Here is a 16,978-nt window from a genome sequence, read left to right on the forward strand (position 1 = left end):
GCCCCTTGCCACAACAGATACATAAATTTCATGTGTGGTTTTGTGTGTACCCAATCGTGTACCTAAACATCAAAGGTGTGGCAGGAGGGGAATGAATATTAAAAACACGCTGACTGGTTATAGTCATTCAATCTAAAGCAAGAGCGCTAATATTGAGCGTTTTATTCAGCCTCATCATTGGTTAATAGTGATTTTAAGGCATCTGGAGAAGAGGGGAGCAGACCGACCTTTAAACCAAAGGGCTTGAAAACCTTATTGAGAATCTCTGTATTGTAGCTGCCCCGATCATTCTCTATGTCTGAGAGTGTTTTTCTTGAGACATCGACAAGTCTTGCGAATACATCCTGTTTGAGTCCCAGTATATTAATGCGTAGACTTTTCAGCGCTTGGCCCTGTGTTAGCTCTCCAAGCAATAAGTGTTTGATGATTTTGTTTGCCTCGGTTTTGCGTTCTGCTGCACTTACTGCTTTGGCGTTTTTTGAGGTTTTTGATCTAGTCGGAGTATTAAGTTGCGATCGTTCTTTGGTCGAATGAGTTGCATCCGTCCCAGTCTTGGGCTGATGTTGATTTCGGTTTGCTCTTAGACGAGCTACCGTATCTTGTACGGACTCTTTATTGCTTGGCTTCATAGTAGCCCCCATTTAGTGAGCTTTTCTGATAAATAATTAAGTCCAACGGCCGGCATCTCCAAGATTTGTTCTGGTACTCCTCGTAAAGCGAGTCTCTGCTTTAGGCCTACGCATTTACTTGCAGTAATTGCTAGCTCTTTTAATAACATTTCCTTTGGCACCAGATCAGATAAGGTGTCCGCTATTCCTACGAAGTCGTAAGTTCCGCCAACCTCTAGTGGGGCTTTCCATTTTGTTGTTCTTGGAATGCCTTCAGGATCAGCTTTCATTGGTGCGAAGTCGTAAACAGGAGCAAGCTTTATGACTCCATCACCTTTTAAGAATGAAGTGTTTCTGCCATGGTTATCACTATTACCAAACAAGATGTTGAGTAGATCTCTCTTCACCCATTCAATGACGAAAGCTTGGGTATCAAACCTATACCCTTGGTGTTTAACCATATTGCTTTCAGTAATTTTTTCTATGAGAGTTCGGATTGTTGTTTCGTGATCAAGAGTGACCCCAGCGCCTTTGTTCAAAATGGAATACACAGATTCCATGCCAAATCTCTCTATTTGTTGCTCATTAATTTGAACATCAAATCGAGGAAGCCACAAGGAAGGGTAGTTTAATCCTTCCTCCAAGCGCATACCGTCGGTGGAGATCGTTTCAACTCCCATTTCAGTTAGCTCGTGGTAGAAGTAGAACTCAGCTCTTAGAATATTACAGTCGATGGTGCTTCTTGAGCCTCTAGGGTACTTTACTAAGTAATGTAAGTCGTGGTTACTATTGTCATCTTGGTATGGATCAATCCATATTTTTTCGCTGCCAGATCCATGATCGAAACCACATCGGAGGATCAGCTTTGGCGCTTCACCTCCAGCCCCAGTTGCACCACCTGCGGCTGCTCCTCTTTGTTGTGCATAGTCGAGGAAATCACCTGCTCGATTTTTAACATCATCAACAGAGAAGTAGAGGTTGTCTGCGACTTCGTAGCGCTCAGGAAGAGAGTCTTTTATTCTTAAGTTACCAATAGGCGACATTGTGCCAAACTTGAGCAAAACATAGTCTTGTTCATCAGAACTAAGGTCTTCGATATCTAGGTGTTTAACCCAGTATCGTCTACTAGCGCCACTAGGCATAAGATCGTCTAGAAACTTTAGCCATCCAGGTTTACCCATATCATCAAAAAAGAACGAGATAGGGTGGTTGAGTGAAACCGCGTGAAAGTCATCTTTATCATGGTGTTCTAGCGCATAGTCGCCGAGGTAGTTGAGTTCAGTCACTCGGAAATTATGTTGGCTACTTTTAGGGAATGAGATGATACCAATATCTATCCATTCACCTCTGATAAAAGCTTGTACGGTTAGTGCTTCCATCGACAACACCTCTACTTATCAATGAGTAAAACTTTACTCTTAAAGTTATTTTTTTTCAAGTTACGAGTAAAATATTACCCATTAATGTGTGGAGAAACTCTTTATGAGTAAATTATTACTCATATCCTGCAAGTCAAAATTGTTGATGAGCAGAATGGATTGTTTTAGCTATGAAAGCTGCGATAGGAAGTGGGGCGTTAATAGTTTGTTCAGTGATGCAGGTTGTTCGTAATAAATGAACAGTTACCTTGAATGAACAAAATGGTTGAGGTGATCTGTGGCAGTGTTACGCAGAATGTTACTAAATGACTGAGATTAAGTGAATCTCGATGAGACGCCCTGAACCACTTAAAGCTAGATAGGACAAGGGTTTAGAAAAGAAAACGGGACGTCCTGAGACGTCCCGTTACTAGTGATTGGTGGAGCTGGGGGATTTGAACCCCCGTCCGAAAATCATTCATCATTGGTACTACATGCTTAGTCGATCTTTAATTTCACTACCACCTGCGAACCGACACGCGAATGAATAGCTAACCTGAATTGTTTCTCACGCTTCATCCCTCAGGTGGGGGAATCCACGCCAGCTTGATTTGGTTTGACCCCTCGTTGTTCCCCGTCTTACAAGCGGAAGCTAGGGCGAGAGGGCTCTGAGCAGGGTATTAAGCTGCTAGTGCGTAGTTTTCGTCGTTTGCGACTATTTTTTTGCGGTTTGTTAACGAGGCCTACCGCACCTCGGCATGCACCTCAGACTGCAAAATTCCCGTCGAATCCAGAATCAGCCCCAAGGTATTTGGCGCATACTACCAGAAAAGCCCTGCCTGTCCAGTAGTATGCGTCTAAGTGGTTAAGTTTAACGCAGTGAGCTCTTCATCACGCGAGCTTTCTGGCGTTGCCAATCGCGATCTTTAATATCTTCGCGCTTGTCGTGCAGCTTCTTACCTTTTGCCACACCAATTTTGATTTTCACCCAAGAACGAGACCAATAGAGTGAAAGAGCTGCTAACGTCATGCCTTCGCGGTTGATACGCCCAAGCAAATTATCAAGTTCACGACGGCTCATCAGCAGTTTGCGCACACGAGTAGGGTTAGCCACTACGTGTGTTGATGCCTGATTCAAAGGAGTGATAGTCATGCCACTAACGAAGGCTTCGCCGTCACGCATAAAAACGTAACTTTCAGCGATATTGGCTTTACCTTGGCGAAGCGCTTTCACTTCCCACCCTTGTAGCTCCATGCCAGCTTCGATTTCATCTTCGATGAAATACTCGTGACGAGCTTTTTTGTTCAGCGCGATAGTGTTGCTACCGGCTTTTTGTTTCGAGTTTTTATTTGCCATAGTGGACTTATTATACGGTGTGCAACTTTGATAGGAAATGCTTTTATTTGCGCTGGCTGAGAATAAAAGTAAAATTGTGCAGGTCGTAAAAAGAATGTCCCTGAGAGGAGAAGCTATGAAGCAAGTCACCCGTTCTGCATTGGTCTCTTTTAGTGCAGAACAGATGTATGCCCTGGTTAATGATGTGGCGAAATACCCTGAATTCTTACCAGGTTGCTCAGGTACACGAGTGATTGAATCGCTTGAATCGAGCATGATTGCTTCCGTGGATGTAGCAAAGGCGGGAATCAGCAAAACATTTACTACCGCCAATACATTAACTCCCGGGGAATCGATTCTGATGACCTTAGTCGATGGCCCTTTTAAGACGTTACGCGGCGGTTGGTTTTTTACCGCCCTTGATGAGCAAGCCTGTAAGGTAGAGCTCAAACTGGAGTTTGAGTTTTCTAGCAAAATGATCGAACTGGCGTTTGGTAAAATCTTTAATGAACTCACCGGCAATATGGTGAATGCGTTTACGCAACGAGCGAAGCAGGTGTATCTATGAGCATTGAAGATGAAATGATCCACGTTGAGGTGGTCTATGCGCTACCACAAGAGCAGCGAGTTCTTAAGTTGGTGGTAAAACAGCAGGCGACGGTGGAAGAGATCATCCGTCAGTCTGGGGTGTTGGAACTGTATCCTGAGATCGATCTGAGCAAAAACAAGGTGGGAGTATTTAGCCGAATGGTGAAACTCGATGCCACTGTGCGCGATAAAGATCGGATAGAGATCTACCGCCCACTGTTGGCAGATCCGAAAGAGATCCGAAGGAAACGTGCAGAGCAACAGAATCGCTAGCGCGAAAAGGTGGCTATTGCCTTGTTCCGTTGTGGAATTTGACTAATTATCAATAAGAAATCCCGGCAAGTACTGACTGCCGGGTTTTTATTAGAGGCGGTGCTTGGGAGTTGAGATTAACGAATTTCTTCGAAAAAACTGTCACTGGCGGGAAAATCACCCGCGATATCGACCAATGTCCCTTCGTTGTTAAAGCTGACAATCAGATTCTTTTGTACTGATGCTTTGTGCCCTTCGGTGTGATGATAGATGTAGTACCAAGTATTTGGGTAACCGTTTTCAACCAACATGGGCGAACCCATGACAAAGCGTACTTGAGTTTTGGTCATACCAAACTTGAGTTTGTCTACCGCTTGCTGCTCAACATAATTGCCTTGGTTAATGTCGATTCGATAAACCAATTTTTCCAATACTGAACACCCAGTCAGCATCGTCATTGCCAACGGTAGGGCAACCAACCACTTCTTCAATTGCATAGCTAAATTCTTAGTAACCTCAAAAAATACTGCGCCAGATAATAAACAAGCTAAGTGCAGATGTAAAAAGCTCTCTGTAATGTATCGGTCAGTCTGACAACGAATTTTGAGATCAGTTGCAATTATGTGTCAAAAAGCCAAGTTAAGGGAACTTGGCTCTAATAAAAGATTTTATGCAGCGATCAAGAGCTCTTTGGCGTTTGCGAGCGTCGACTCTGTGATTTGGCTACCGCCAAGTAAGCGTGCTAATTCGCATACTCGCTGCTCTTGATCCAAGAGATTCATCTGCGTCTCTGTGGTGCCGTTTTTGCTGTGCTTGGCGACAAACATCTGTTGGTGGCCGCATCCAGCTACTTGTGGTAGATGGGTAACACACAACACTTGAGTAGATTCTCCCAGTTTGCGCAGCATTTTACCGACGACCGCCGCAGTTGGGCCGCTGATACCGACATCGACTTCATCGAAAATCAAGCTTGGGGTGTCGACTTTTTGTGCGGTTATCACCTGAATTGCTAAAGAAATACGCGAAAGTTCCCCACCAGACGCCACTTTGGCGATTGGTTGCAAGGGTTGGCCCGGGTTGGTTGAGACCAAGAAACAGACGCTATCTAAACCCAATGGTGATGGATGTGTTCCTTCATTACTGACTTCAATACTAAACACCGCTTTTTCCATGCTCAGTTCATGCATGCTTTGCGTGATGAGTTTGTTTAACTCTTTGGCGTAGCGGCAGCGAGATTTATGCAGTTTCTCTGCGCATTCAAGAAAACGGTGATATTTTTCCTCGACATTGGCAGCCAGTTCATCCATCTTCTCATCGGAGCAATCTAATGCTTCGATCTGTGCCAGTAGTTCCTGATGATGTTGGTACAGCTCTTCTGGCAAAACATGGTGCTTACGAGAGATCGACATCACTTTAGAAAAGCGCGCTTCTACATAGGCGAGTCGCGATGGATCAACATCAATGTTGTCTAGATAGCTGCGTAATTCGCTATTCGCTTCTTCTAGCTGAATGATGGCTTCTGCGACCATATCCGGCAGAGTCACCAGTTTAGGATCCAACTCAGCCAATTCAATCAGTGCATTGCTGGCACTTTGTAAAATGCCAAGCGCATTCACTTCCTCGCCTTCGTATATCAGTTCAATTGCCTGCTGGCAGGTACTAGCCAACTCTCCGCTGTTAGAGAGACGTTTATGTTCTTGTTCAAGCTCAATAAACTCGTCTTCGCCGATAGCAAGTTCATTGAGCTCTTTGATTTGATATTCCAGCAGTTGTTTTTGAGCCTGATTCTGTAAGCTGTTTTCTTTAAGCTGTTTGAGATGATTATCCGCTTGTCGCCAGTTTTGATAGGCGACACGAGTATTTTTTAACAGGTTTAAGTGACCTGCGTATTGGTCGAGCATCGCCATTTGGTGTTCACTTTTCATCAACTGATGATGAGCATGCTGGCCATGGATATTGATCAATAACTGCCCTAAAGCTTTCAATTGAGAAAGGGGAACCGGGCTGCCGTTGATAAACGAGCGCGAACGCCCTTCCTTAGTCACAATGCGGCGCAAAATGCACTCACTACCATCCAGTAGTTCGTTGTCTTCAAGCCAACGTGAGGCGTGAAGGTTGTTATCCAATAAAAATGCAGCGCTGACCTCGGTTTTTTCTTCGCCGCGTCGGACCATGCTCGCTTCGGCGCGACCTCCTAGACATAAGCCCAATGCGTCGATCGCGATTGACTTACCAGCACCGGTTTCACCCGTGATGGTGGTCATTCCTTTAGATAGCTCGAGTTGTAAAGATTTAACAATGGCAAAATTATTCACACTTAGATGAGCCAGCATTTTAGTTTACCTGTATAACTGAACAATACTGTATGTAAAATCAGTATATACTGTTTCTTTATACAGTAAAGTTGTGTGAGAAAAAATTTGTGAGTCAGATTTTATTTATCGTCCATCTTCTCTCATCGGAAACACAAAAATCGCCCACAAAAAAAGGTTGATGAGTCACCATCAACCTTTCTATCTATTCGTTTCAGTGAGCTAAAAAAGCTTGCTCGACCAACCAAGTTTCTTACGTAGCACATGGTAATAGCTGTAATCTTTCGGGTGAATAAGTCGTAGCCTATTCGGGCTTTGATAGATGTGGATCTCGTCGCCTGGAGAGACGGGCAGAGAAACTTGCCCATCACAGCTGACCTCTTGCGTGCCCCGATTATCTGGAGAAACCAGCAGTTTGATTCTTCTATTGGCATCGACAACCAATGGCCGGCTCGATAGCGTATGTGGGAACATTGGGACTAAGGAGATGGCGTTCAAACTGGGAGATAGGATGGGGCCACCGCCGGAGAGAGAGTAAGCGGTGGAGCCTGTTGGCGTTGAGATAATCAGACCGTCTGAGCGCTGAGAAAAAGCGAAAGAGTTGTCAATATACACTTCAAACTCAATCATATGAGCGATTTGCCCCGGGTGAAGCACTGCCTCATTTAACGCCGCGTTGTGGCTTTTTATCTGCCCGTGCCGATGAATCTCCGCTTCCAATAGAAAACGTTCTTCTTCGATGTATGCCCCGTTCAAAACCGCTTCGAGCGCAGCTTGAAAATCCTCCGGATTGAGATCGGTTAAAAAGCCGAGATTGCCTCGGTTGACGCCGATCACTGAAATGTCGAAGCGAGACAGTATTCTAGCTGCGCCCAGCATATTGCCATCTCCGCCAACGACAATCGCCAGATCAGCTTTTTCGCCTAATTCAACCAAGCCCGAAAAGTGTGCAGCGGGAACGTCATCCAAAATATGCGCAAGCCTGTCATCAATAAACACTTGATAGCCGAGTGAGGTTAACCAGTGATACAAATCGCGATGCGTTTGTATCGCTTTCTGATCTCTGGGTTTTCCGATAATAGCGATCACGTTAAATGGTTTTTTCATAGCTTTTCCGCGTTAAAGAGGCTTGAATCGGGCGTTATCATCCCCATAATAATGGCAAGTTAGCCACTATTGCGAATTTTTGTGAAGTTAAAGCCAGTTACATAGGCTTGGCTTTAAAGGACAAAGTGTTGAATTCTGGAGATATCATGAGCAACGAAGAAAATAAAATCAACGAAGAACAGCTAAAACAGAACGAATCTGCGGACATCGAGGTAGATGCTGTTGGTACGGATGCTGATATCGAATGGAACCAAGCAGAGGAAAGCGACGAAGCAGCAGCGAAAATTGCTGAGCTGGAAGCGGCACTGCTTGCAAATGAATCTCGAGTAAAAGAGCAGCAAGATGCGGTGCTGCGTGCCAGAGCGGATGTGGAGAACATGCGTCGTCGTAGCGAACAGGAAATCGATAAAGCACGTAAGTATGCGCTGAACAAGTTTGCTGAAGAGTTATTGCCTGTTATCGATAATTTAGAGCGTGCAATTCAAGCGGCGGATGCGGAAAGCGAGGCTGTGAAGCCATTGCTTGAGGGCGTTGAACTGACGCACAAGACGTTTGTCGATACCGTCAATAAGTTTGGTCTGAAAGAGATCAACCCTGAGGGCGAAGTGTTCAATCCAGAATTCCATCAAGCGATGTCTATTCAGGAAAGCCCAGATCATGAGTCAAACACTGTGATGTTTGTGATGCAGAAAGGCTATGAACTGAATGGTCGTGTGATTCGTCCGGCGATGGTTATGGTTGCAAAATAAGTCACCATCATCACATATGAAAAGAGAGGTATAGCCCTCTCTTTTTTGTTTGAAATCGATGAGCGAAAGCTTGTTAATTAAGGAGATTCTAAATTTTCTCTGTTTGGAATTGGAAAACTCTACACTTTCAATTATTTAGAGATTTATGCTGCTTGGGTGGGCTAAATCTGATGAAAATTTCAACTTGCTCAATGTAACACTTTTGTAAATAAACACTTCGAATTGTTATTGGTGTGTGTATTATGCGCGGACGTTTAGCGCCTTTGGTGACATAAACGACTTCATAATGATAAATACCCAACACAACAATCTGGAGTGGAACGATGGATAAATCGCTCTCGTCAAAAATTTTTATAGGCTTGTTTGCTGGCCTGCTGCTTGGTTCTGCCATTCAATATCTTTTTCAAGGAATGTCGCTGTTTGATGTCTATTTGTTAGGCGCGGCAGAAGGCGCGGGCGGAATGTTCGTTTCGCTGATTAAACTGCTGGTCGTTCCTCTGGTTTATGTCTCGATCGTCTGTGGCATTGTTGATCTAAAAGACATCTCCGCTTTTGGCCGTTTAGGCACGAAAACTTTTGCGCTTTACATCATTAACACGGTCATCGCGATTACGGCAGCCTTGACGATCGGGATGATCTTCCAACCCGGCGCGGATGCCAATTTGGTTGGTACTGTTGCGCAGTCGGTGAAGCTGACGACCACTGAAACCCCGGATATCTTCTCCTTGGTGGTCAATATTGTTCCGAGCAATCCAGTACAAGCCTTTGCCAATGGCGACATGTTGCAAATCATCTTTATGGCGATTTTAACTGGCTTGGCGATCCAAGCATTGGACTCACGTGGTGGTCCGGCGATTCGTACTTTTAAGCTGGCTAATGAAATTATGATGAAACTGGTTGGTCTGGTGATGAGCCTGGCTCCTTACGGGGTGTTCGCTCTGATGATCCAACTGGGCGCGACGCTGGATGCGCATACCTTGATGTCGGTAGCAGGTTACGTGGCACTGGTTGTTGCTATGCTGGTGTTCTGGATTTTCGTTTTCTACCCAATGGTCGTGGGCATGACGACCAGTTTGTCACCCAAGCAATTTTTGCGCGCGACGCGTGAGCAGGTACTGTTCTCTCTTTCAACGGCGAGCTCGAATGCGACCATTCCCGTTACCATGCGCACGTTGACAGAAAAACTGCAGGTATCCAAATCGGTGGCGGGTTTTGGTGTTCCTCTGGGCGCGACCATGAATATGTCTGGCGTGTCTATCTATATTGCACTCGCCACCATTTTTGTTGCCAATGCCTTTGGTCAGCCTATTAACTCTGCAGATATTTTCACGCTTGGTCTGACGATTCTGCTGCTTTCAATTGGTGCCGGTGGTGTTCCGGGCGGTGGCGTGGTGATGGTCGGCGTTCTGTTGCACCAACTGGGTTTGCCACCTGAAGGTCTTGCGATTATCGCCGCGGTTGACCGCATTAACGATATGTTCTGTACCTCGTCAAATGTGGTTGGTGATACGGCGGTGAATACCATTGTGGCCAAAAGTGAGGGTGAACTGGCGCGTGATGAAGAGCAAACCGAACTGGCGTCAGAATCACGATAAATTGACTTTTTAAATTAAGTAAAATCAAGCGAGGCCTAAGGGCTTCGCTTTTTTATGTGAAAAATTGAAACTTTTTTCAGATTTCCCCTTGAAAAGGACGTTGCTGCCCTTATTTAAGGGGCATACGAGAAACAAACATACCAGTTTTTGTTTGTGAGCGGGGGTTGAAACCCGATTCTCCATCCCCACATTAGGGGTATAGCAAAACGAACATCGAATTTATTTGGAGATAGCCAGATGGGTAAAATCATTGGTATTGACTTAGGTACTACTAACTCTTGTGTTGCTGTATTAGACGGCGACAAGCCACGCGTAATTGAAAACGCAGAAGGTGAGCGTACAACTCCTTCTGTTATTGCGTACACCGATGGCGAGACTCTGGTTGGTCAACCTGCGAAACGTCAAGCAGTTACAAACCCAGAAAACACGCTATTTGCAATCAAGCGTCTGATTGGTCGTCGTTTTGAAGACGAAGAAGTTCAGCGCGATATCGAAATCATGCCTTACAAAATCGTTAAGGCTGACAACGGTGATGCTTGGGTTGAAGCAAAAGGCCAAAAAATGGCTGCGCCGCAAATTTCTGCTGAAGTTCTGAAGAAAATGAAGAAAACCGCAGAAGACTTCCTAGGTGAAGCAGTAACAGGTGCGGTTATCACAGTTCCTGCTTACTTCAACGATGCACAGCGCCAAGCAACCAAAGATGCAGGCCGTATCGCGGGTCTGGAAGTGAAACGTATCATCAATGAACCAACGGCAGCAGCGCTAGCTTACGGCCTAGACAAACAAGGCGGCGACCGTACTATCGCGGTTTACGACCTAGGTGGCGGTACGTTTGATATCTCAATCATCGAAATCGATGAAGTTGAAGGCGAGAAAACTTTCGAAGTTCTGGCAACCAACGGTGACACTCACCTTGGCGGCGAAGACTTTGATAACCGTCTGATCAACTATCTAGTGGCTGAATTCAAGAAAGAGCAAGGCATCGATCTGAAGAAAGATCCTCTAGCGATGCAACGTGTAAAAGAAGCGGCAGAAAAAGCGAAAATCGAGCTTTCTTCAACCACTCAAACCGACGTAAACCTACCGTACGTAACGGCGGATGCGACGGGGCCTAAGCACATGAACATCAAAGTAACACGTGCGAAACTGGAATCTCTGGTTGAAGATCTTGTACAACGTTCACTTGAGCCACTAAAAGTTGCTCTAGCGGATGCGGATCTTTCTGTAGGCGACATCACTGACGTAATCCTAGTCGGTGGCCAGACTCGTATGCCAATGGTTCAAGCAAAAGTAACAGAATTCTTTGGTAAAGAGCCTCGTCGCGATGTAAACCCAGATGAAGCGGTTGCGGTAGGCGCGGCAGTTCAAGGTGGCGTACTGGCTGGTGACGTTAAAGACGTACTGCTACTGGACGTGACTCCACTGTCTCTCGGTATCGAAACCATGGGTGGCGTTATGACCAAGCTGGTTGAGAAGAACACCACGATTCCAACCAAAGCGAACCAAGTGTTCTCTACGGCGGAAGATAACCAAAGTGCAGTAACGATTCACGTGCTACAAGGTGAGCGTAAGCAAGCGATGTACAACAAATCGCTTGGTCAGTTTAACCTTGAGGGTATTAACCCAGCACCACGTGGTATGCCTCAAATCGAAGTAACTTTTGACCTCGATGCGGACGGTATCCTGCACGTATCAGCGAAAGATAAGCAAACGGGTAAAGAGCAGAAGATCACCATCCAAGCTTCTGGCGGCCTGAGCGATGCTGAAATCGAGAAAATGGTTCAAGAAGCAGAAGCAAACAAAGAAGCGGACAAGAAGTTCGAAGAGCTAGCGACTGCGCGTAACCAAGCAGACCAGATCATTCACGGTACTCGTAAACAAGTGGAAGAAGCGGGTGAAGCCCTTCCAGCAGACGAGAAAGCGAAGATTGAAACGGCAATCGAAGAACTTGAGCAAGCTCGCAAAGGCGAAGATAAAGAAGCGATCGAAGCGAAAATCCAAGCACTGATGGCAGCAGCTCAAAAGCTGATGGAAATTGCTCAGCAGCAGGCTCAAGCACAACAAGGCTCAGCGGATGCTGGTGCTAAGTCTCAAGAAGACGACGTTGTTGATGCTGAGTTTGAAGAAGTGAAAGACGACAAGAAATAATCTTGTTTGACCAGATGGCTAAGGCCATCTGGTACTTAACTTCCTGTTTGCGGGCGTTTGGGGTAACTCTTACGCCCGCAAGTTTGTACAAAATTGTGTGTTTATAGATAAAGGGTAGTCATTGTTTCGAACCTTTATCTATATCGATACAAACACCAGGCTCAGTGCCGTTTGCAGTAAATAATTGGTGACGAAGAACATGTCAAAACGTGATTTTTACGAAGTATTAGGCGTTGGCCGTGATGCCTCTGAACGCGACATCAAAAAGGCGTATAAGCGTCTGGCGATGAAATTCCATCCAGACCGTAACCAGGGTGACGATTCAGCGTCGGATAAGTTTAAAGAAGTAAAAGAAGCGTACGAGATTCTGACCGATCCGCAGAAGAAAGCGGCGTATGACCAGTATGGTCATGCTGCCTTTGAGCAAGGTGGCGGCGGCTTCGGCGGCGGTGGTTTTGGCGGCGGCGGCGCGGATTTTGGCGACATCTTTGGCGACGTGTTTGGTGACATCTTCGGCGGCGGTCGCCGTGGTGGTGGCCCTCGTGCTCAACGTGGTGCCGATCTGCGTTACAACATGGAGTTGTCCCTAGAGGAAGCGGTGCGTGGCGTTTCAAAAGAGATCGAAGTACCTACTTTGGTGCACTGTGACTCGTGTGACGGCAGCGGTGCGAAGAAAGGCACTTCGGCAGAGACCTGTGGGACTTGTCATGGCCACGGACAAGTGCAAATGCGTCAAGGCTTCTTTGCTGTGCAGCAAACCTGTCCTACCTGTCATGGTAAAGGCAAGATCATCAAAGACCCATGTAATGTTTGCCACGGCCAAGGCCGCAAGCACAAGAAGAAAACGCTCAATGTGAAAATTCCTGCCGGGGTCGACACTGGTGATCGTATCCGTCTCTCTGGTGAAGGCGAAGCGGGAGAAATGGGTGCGCCAGCAGGGGATTTGTATGTACAAGTTCATGTCAAAGAGCACCATATCTTTGAACGTGATGGCAACAACCTTTACTGTGAAGTGCCAGTGAGCTTTGCGATGGCGGCATTGGGTGGCGAAGTGGAAGTACCGACACTTGATGGTCGCGTGAGCTTAAAAGTGCCAAGCGAAACGCAAACAGGGCGTATGTTCCGCATGCGCGGCAAAGGCGTTAAAGGTGTTCGCGGCGGTGCCATCGGCGATCTGATTGTTAAGCTTGTGGTTGAAACGCCAGTCAACCTCAGTGCTCGTCAAAAAGAGCTTTTGAAAGAGTTTGAGGAGTCTTGCGGCGGCGAAGCAGCGACTAAGCATAAGCCAAAATCGGAAGGTTTCTTTAACGGCGTGAAGAAGTTCTTCGACGATCTCACGAGCTAGTCCGTAGAGTTTTCTAAACTAAAAAAGCCCGTCTGGTGTTGCCAAACGGGCTTTTTACTTTCTTGCTACCAACACGCCGCTGGTTTCGCGGTGTTGGTGGAATCGAGCGTCATTTCTTTTATCGTTTCATTGGCTAGGCATGGATCGTTGTTTTGCCCTTTAGTGGTTTGTGCAGTCGCTGTGATGGTGTATGCAGCGGATGCTGAACTGGCAACAGAAAATGTATATCTTTCCGAGAGAGACTCGCATATCAGGCAAGTACTGCCGGATAGGATTTGCGTCCATTGATAACCACCATTGTAGCTACGTTCCAACTCCAACTGAATTTTTGCCATATCCGCTTTTGCCACCGTTCGATGCGACTCAATAACGTACTTACTATAACTTGGATAGCTAATGGCGGCTAAGATACCGACGATCACAACCACAATCATTATTTCGATCAATGTCATGCCTTTATGTTGAACAGTGATTGGGTTACAAAAATTTCTTCGAATCATTTCCATACTTCTCTTCTAAGCTCTGCACTATTTTTGATAGCTGTTAGCATTTATGCAAGTTGATTCATTATTATCTCGCTGTTTGCAAAGGATTTTGGGAAATGCATCGCGGCTTTACTTTACTTGAAATGTTAATAACCATTGCTTTGCTCTCTGTTGTTCTGACTTTTAGTGTTCCAAGCTTTAAGAGCCTTACCGAAAATCATCAAATAAAGAGTCTTGCGGACGAGTTGCAGGGCTTTATGCTGCAGGCTAAATCTGAAGCGGTGTTTCGCAATCAGGATCTATGGGCCCATTTAGTGATGGATAGCAACCCTTCATCAACGGGAAAGTGGAAAATCTTGCTCAAGGACAGTCATGATGTGAGTGCCGGAACGACTTTGCTGCAGTTGAATGGTCAGGCATTTCGTAATATCTGGATTTACTCTGAGTTTTCATCAGACCAAGTCAAGTTTGATGGTGTTCGCGGTAAAGTGAAAAATGGCAGCCTTTACTTCTATTCAGCTTCAGATAGTCGCAAAAAGCTCAAATTGAGTACCTCATTTGGCGCAAGTCGTATCATTATCTGTGGTCAACAAGGAGCCTATTATGGTTACCCGCAATGTAAATAAATCAATGAGAGGAGTCTCATTAATTGAGTTTATGCTTGCATCGTTAATGGGCAGCTTTGCTTTAATCATTGTTGGTAGCATTTTTATTCAAAATCATAGCATTACGGCACAGCGAGCTCAGGAGATACTTTTGCTGCAAAACCTTTCCAGTATTGCACAAACCATGAAGGAAGATGTTCTGTTGGCTGGTTATGATGGTATTAATCGTATGGCTTCACGATTATCTGGTTCAGCCAATATTTTGCATGTACAAAACACTCCGACGTTGATTGGCTATGTATATCGAGCTCAATCGGGAGGTAGCTCAGCTTACCGCAATGTCGTCTACCGCCGAGAGGATGAGTCAATAAAACTATGTGAGAAAGCTCAACCTAATCCTCTCTCTGTTGTGTCAGCAGCGGATTCTGGCTTTGGTGGATACTGCTATTCATTATTTGACCCCGCCCAGATTTCCGTTCGTGATTTCTCGGTCAAGAGAGAAGAGTTAACTGGAGCGAGCGGTGTGAGTAGTGCGCTGACCACCATAACATTAGGTGCTGCACTAACAAATAATCCTCAAGTGAACTACTCTCTGACGTTTCGAATCCAGCAGAGGAATTGGCAATGAAAACAGCTCGAACCAGAGGTTTAGCAACCTTATTGGTTACGGCATTGTTGCTGATTGTGGTATTGCTTGTCACTTTGGGTGCGTCTAAGACGCTGCTGTATCAAATTAAGCGGGCGCAGAATGAAGTAAAGGCGCGCCAAGATTTTTGGCAAGCAGAAGGAGGGCTGGAGTGTGCTTTCTCCAAAATCAAAGAAGGCGTCATTGTGCTCACTAATGCCACACATCATGTTGTCAACGGATGTAACTCAGCGGTCGTTATTAGCAAAAAAAATGATAATGAGTATTTAGTTACCTCGACTAAAGGATATGCACAGCTAAATAAAATGATCTTAACCTTTGGCCTTGGTTTGGGTGCAACCATTAAAACCAGTGCTGCAGTAGAGTTGACTGGTTCAATGCATTTTGTCCCATTGGCGACAGGCGATATCGACAGCAGCATTTGTACTTCAATAATTTCCGGAGGAACAGTTTCTTACATTCCAAGCCCAACGGGTAAGGATGAGCATTTTCTTACCGTTGACAGCTCACACTCATCACATGCATCTGGAGCACTTGGTGCGCCTAGTTTTACTTGTAAGCCCACGCATAAGTCCAATTTATATGATCCGTCTCGATCTCCAACTTATGCGGGGAGTGGTTCAAAGAAAGGTCAGGATATTTTAGAAAACGTAGCAAATATCTCTGTGTTTCAGGATTTATTTTCCAAGCCTTTGAACGAAAGTAATATGAAAGCGCTCAAAGCCGAGATACAAAGCGATCCTGAAGGATTAGTCATAGACAGTAATACAGTGAGTTATACCCCCGGTGGTTGGGTATATGCATGCGACAATAAAATAGAGGCTGCGTACAAACAAGGGAAACGACGTTTTTGGATTGAAGGCAGTTGTGCCATTTCAGGCAGCGTGTTTGGAAGCTCTACTCAGTCAGTGAATGATTCTAGCCAACTGCTCATTATCAATGGTGTGCTTTATACAAAAAGTATGGGGTACTTTGATGGACTGATTTATCAATATGTGCCACCTAGTCTCAATGTGAAAACGGTTTGGGCAGATTTGTTTACTTCAAGTGCGAATATAGGTGTGTCGCCAACCAGTTTTCAAAGACATGATGTTGATTCCGGCGTATTGGACAACTTTACTTTTCTTCTTGATGGTTCGATGAAGCTCGATGGAGGGATAGGGATGGATACGCAAGGAAGAACCATTCGCTTAAATGGATCTCTTATTCCCTCGTACAATAGGGAGAAAACGCAAAAGTACTTATCTGTACTCGAATGGCAAAAGGGAAGCTGGCATGGTCAATAAGCAGCAAGGCTTTAGCCTTATTGAAGTGATGATTTCCTTCATACTCATTGGGATTGGCGCTCTAGGCTTGGTGAAAATGCAAACTTATATAGAGCAAAGGGCTGATTACGCGTTACGAAGCATAGAGGCATTGCACTATGCTGAGGAGCAGTTGGAGTGGTTTCGAACTCGAGGCGCTTCTGCCGCAGTTCCTGTCGCTGATTACACATTGGATATTAAAACGGCAAGTAGTTCGGTAGCTTCCAATTCATTCATCTCTTCGCCTTACACACTGACGTGGACAGTCAAAGCGGTTCCAGCTCTTTCTGGTGCGCTTAAGAATATAAGTATTCAAGCTTCTTGGACCGATCGCCTTGGTCATCCCCAGTCTGTTGAGCTCAAAACCATGATTTCCAAATACAGCGAGTTTGATACGCACTAAATTGCTTTTCGCTGCTTTCTGTCTTGGTTGCAGATAAAAATAACCACAATGTATTAAAAATTGGTACTGACTTTGTTGCATTTTCATGATTGGGGATGTTGGTGAATTGTTTTTGCCGATCGCATTTTTTGCAAAAT

17 protein-coding genes and 1 other RNA gene are annotated in these 16,978 nt (G+C 45.4%); 10 read left to right on the forward strand and 8 right to left on the reverse strand.

Translation table 11 applies throughout. From position 1 onward, the window contains the following. Positions 1-161: 161 nt before the first annotated feature. The 4 genes from EWA64_RS12110 to smpB all read right to left on the reverse strand — a co-directional run bounded on the left by EWA64_RS12110 (position 162) and on the right by smpB (position 3,323). On the reverse strand, positions 162-629 hold the full coding sequence (locus EWA64_RS12110; RefSeq protein ID WP_061895117.1) for a helix-turn-helix transcriptional regulator: 468 nt from the start codon (positions 627-629) through the stop codon (positions 162-164). After that, entirely contained in the window at positions 626-1,987 is a 1,362-nt protein-coding gene (locus tag EWA64_RS12115) for a type II toxin-antitoxin system HipA family toxin (protein ID WP_061895118.1), read from the reverse strand. The genes EWA64_RS12110 and EWA64_RS12115 overlap by 4 nt, the downstream gene beginning before the upstream one ends. 417 nt (positions 1,988-2,404) lie before the next feature. After that, positions 2,405-2,770, reverse strand: a transfer-messenger RNA (tmRNA) gene (ssrA, locus tag EWA64_RS12120). 67 nt (positions 2,771-2,837) lie between these two features. Beyond that, complete coding sequence (smpB, locus tag EWA64_RS12125) at positions 2,838-3,323, reverse strand: SsrA-binding protein SmpB (protein ID WP_039424337.1); 486 nt, start codon at positions 3,321-3,323, stop codon at positions 2,838-2,840. 115 nt (positions 3,324-3,438) lie between these two features. Between smpB and EWA64_RS12130 the strand changes: the two genes are divergently transcribed. Together EWA64_RS12130 and EWA64_RS12135 are read left to right on the forward strand one after the other, a co-directional pair. Next, complete coding sequence (locus EWA64_RS12130) at positions 3,439-3,870, forward strand: SRPBCC family protein (RefSeq protein ID WP_039424339.1); 432 nt, start codon at positions 3,439-3,441, stop codon at positions 3,868-3,870. Continuing rightward, the gene (locus EWA64_RS12135) at positions 3,867-4,163 is read left to right on the forward strand and encodes an RnfH family protein (protein WP_039442392.1); all 297 of its coding nucleotides are present in this window, start codon (positions 3,867-3,869) and stop codon (positions 4,161-4,163) included. Before EWA64_RS12130 ends, EWA64_RS12135 begins: the two co-directional genes overlap by 4 nt. 116 nt (positions 4,164-4,279) lie before the next feature. Here EWA64_RS12135 and bamE read toward each other — a convergent pair whose 3' ends face one another. The 3 genes from bamE to nadK form a co-directional block, all read right to left on the reverse strand. Further along, on the reverse strand, positions 4,280-4,639 hold the full coding sequence (gene bamE, locus EWA64_RS12140; RefSeq protein ID WP_061895119.1) for an outer membrane protein assembly factor BamE: 360 nt from the start codon (positions 4,637-4,639) through the stop codon (positions 4,280-4,282). Positions 4,640-4,810: 171 nt separating this feature from the next. After that, the gene (gene recN / locus EWA64_RS12145; RefSeq protein WP_061895120.1) at positions 4,811-6,475 is read right to left on the reverse strand and encodes a DNA repair protein RecN; all 1,665 of its coding nucleotides are present in this window, start codon (positions 6,473-6,475) and stop codon (positions 4,811-4,813) included. Positions 6,476-6,676: 201 nt separating this feature from the next. Further along, positions 6,677-7,561: an NAD(+) kinase gene (gene nadK, locus EWA64_RS12150; protein WP_061895121.1), complete on the reverse strand. Its 885-nt coding sequence runs from the start codon at positions 7,559-7,561 to the stop codon at positions 6,677-6,679. Between the two features lie 146 nt (positions 7,562-7,707). Between nadK and grpE the strand changes: the two genes are divergently transcribed. The 4 genes from grpE (at position 7,708) to dnaJ (ending at position 13,398) form a co-directional block, all read left to right on the forward strand. Beyond that, positions 7,708-8,310 (forward strand): nucleotide exchange factor GrpE, encoded by a 603-nt coding sequence (gene grpE / locus EWA64_RS12155; protein WP_061895122.1) that lies wholly within the window; start codon positions 7,708-7,710, stop codon positions 8,308-8,310. Positions 8,311-8,633: 323 nt separating this feature from the next. Continuing rightward, complete coding sequence (locus EWA64_RS12160) at positions 8,634-9,905, forward strand: dicarboxylate/amino acid:cation symporter (protein ID WP_061895123.1); 1,272 nt, start codon at positions 8,634-8,636, stop codon at positions 9,903-9,905. Between the two features lie 237 nt (positions 9,906-10,142). Beyond that, positions 10,143-12,053, forward strand: a complete 1,911-nt coding sequence (gene dnaK / locus EWA64_RS12165; RefSeq protein ID WP_061895124.1) for a molecular chaperone DnaK — start codon at positions 10,143-10,145, stop codon at positions 12,051-12,053. 199 nt (positions 12,054-12,252) lie between these two features. After that, positions 12,253-13,398 carry a molecular chaperone DnaJ gene (gene dnaJ, locus EWA64_RS12170; RefSeq protein WP_039424351.1) on the forward strand — a complete coding sequence of 382 codons (1,146 nt, stop codon included), beginning with the start codon at positions 12,253-12,255 and terminating at the stop codon, positions 13,396-13,398. A 65-nt stretch (positions 13,399-13,463) separates the two neighbouring features. Here the strand turns inward: dnaJ and EWA64_RS12175 are convergent, their stop codons facing one another. Next, on the reverse strand, positions 13,464-13,898 hold the full coding sequence (locus tag EWA64_RS12175) for a type IV pilin protein (RefSeq protein WP_139045704.1): 435 nt from the start codon (positions 13,896-13,898) through the stop codon (positions 13,464-13,466). 101 nt (positions 13,899-13,999) lie between these two features. Between EWA64_RS12175 and EWA64_RS12180 the strand changes: the two genes are divergently transcribed. Genes EWA64_RS12180 through EWA64_RS12195 form a run of 4 tightly spaced genes read left to right on the forward strand, consistent with a single transcriptional unit; the run spans position 14,000 to position 16,841 of the window. Next, complete coding sequence (locus EWA64_RS12180; protein ID WP_061895126.1) at positions 14,000-14,509, forward strand: GspH/FimT family pseudopilin; 510 nt, start codon at positions 14,000-14,002, stop codon at positions 14,507-14,509. After that, positions 14,487-15,116, forward strand: a complete 630-nt coding sequence (locus EWA64_RS12185) for a PilW family protein (RefSeq protein ID WP_061895127.1) — start codon at positions 14,487-14,489, stop codon at positions 15,114-15,116. The genes EWA64_RS12180 and EWA64_RS12185 overlap by 23 nt, the downstream gene beginning before the upstream one ends. Further along, the gene (locus EWA64_RS12190) at positions 15,113-16,420 is read left to right on the forward strand and encodes a hypothetical protein (RefSeq protein WP_061895128.1); all 1,308 of its coding nucleotides are present in this window, start codon (positions 15,113-15,115) and stop codon (positions 16,418-16,420) included. The genes EWA64_RS12185 and EWA64_RS12190 overlap by 4 nt, the downstream gene beginning before the upstream one ends. Then, positions 16,410-16,841, forward strand: a complete 432-nt coding sequence (locus EWA64_RS12195) for a type IV pilus modification PilV family protein (RefSeq protein WP_061895129.1) — start codon at positions 16,410-16,412, stop codon at positions 16,839-16,841. Before EWA64_RS12190 ends, EWA64_RS12195 begins: the two co-directional genes overlap by 11 nt. Positions 16,842-16,978 lie beyond the last annotated feature (137 nt).

This window comes from Vibrio cidicii (genome assembly GCF_009665415.1).
Taxonomy (GTDB): Bacteria; Pseudomonadota; Gammaproteobacteria; order Enterobacterales; family Vibrionaceae; genus Vibrio; species Vibrio cidicii.

Excerpts from the sequence above, each read along its gene's own strand:
- recN (WP_061895120.1), bottom strand. The coding sequence starts at position 6,475 with ATGCTGGCTCATCTAAGTGTGAATAATTTTGCCATTGTTAAATCTTTA.
- nadK (WP_061895121.1), bottom strand. The coding sequence starts at position 7,561 with ATGAAAAAACCATTTAACGTGATCGCTATTATCGGAAAACCCAGAGAT.
- grpE (WP_061895122.1), top strand. The coding sequence starts at position 7,708 with ATGAGCAACGAAGAAAATAAAATCAACGAAGAACAGCTAAAACAGAAC.
- dnaK (WP_061895124.1), top strand. The coding sequence starts at position 10,143 with ATGGGTAAAATCATTGGTATTGACTTAGGTACTACTAACTCTTGTGTT.
- EWA64_RS12160 (WP_061895123.1), top strand. The coding sequence starts at position 8,634 with ATGGATAAATCGCTCTCGTCAAAAATTTTTATAGGCTTGTTTGCTGGC.
- EWA64_RS12185 (WP_061895127.1), top strand. The coding sequence starts at position 14,487 with ATGGTTACCCGCAATGTAAATAAATCAATGAGAGGAGTCTCATTAATT.
- EWA64_RS12175 (WP_139045704.1), bottom strand. The coding sequence starts at position 13,898 with ATGATTCGAAGAAATTTTTGTAACCCAATCACTGTTCAACATAAAGGC.
- bamE (WP_061895119.1), bottom strand. The coding sequence starts at position 4,639 with ATGCAATTGAAGAAGTGGTTGGTTGCCCTACCGTTGGCAATGACGATG.
- EWA64_RS12190 (WP_061895128.1), top strand. The coding sequence starts at position 15,113 with ATGAAAACAGCTCGAACCAGAGGTTTAGCAACCTTATTGGTTACGGCA.
- EWA64_RS12135 (WP_039442392.1), top strand. The coding sequence starts at position 3,867 with ATGAGCATTGAAGATGAAATGATCCACGTTGAGGTGGTCTATGCGCTA.
- EWA64_RS12195 (WP_061895129.1), top strand. The coding sequence starts at position 16,410 with ATGGTCAATAAGCAGCAAGGCTTTAGCCTTATTGAAGTGATGATTTCC.
- EWA64_RS12110 (WP_061895117.1), bottom strand. The coding sequence starts at position 629 with ATGAAGCCAAGCAATAAAGAGTCCGTACAAGATACGGTAGCTCGTCTA.
- EWA64_RS12180 (WP_061895126.1), top strand. The coding sequence starts at position 14,000 with ATGCATCGCGGCTTTACTTTACTTGAAATGTTAATAACCATTGCTTTG.
- smpB (WP_039424337.1), bottom strand. The coding sequence starts at position 3,323 with ATGGCAAATAAAAACTCGAAACAAAAAGCCGGTAGCAACACTATCGCG.
- EWA64_RS12130 (WP_039424339.1), top strand. The coding sequence starts at position 3,439 with ATGAAGCAAGTCACCCGTTCTGCATTGGTCTCTTTTAGTGCAGAACAG.
- EWA64_RS12115 (WP_061895118.1), bottom strand. The coding sequence starts at position 1,987 with ATGGAAGCACTAACCGTACAAGCTTTTATCAGAGGTGAATGGATAGAT.
- dnaJ (WP_039424351.1), top strand. The coding sequence starts at position 12,253 with ATGTCAAAACGTGATTTTTACGAAGTATTAGGCGTTGGCCGTGATGCC.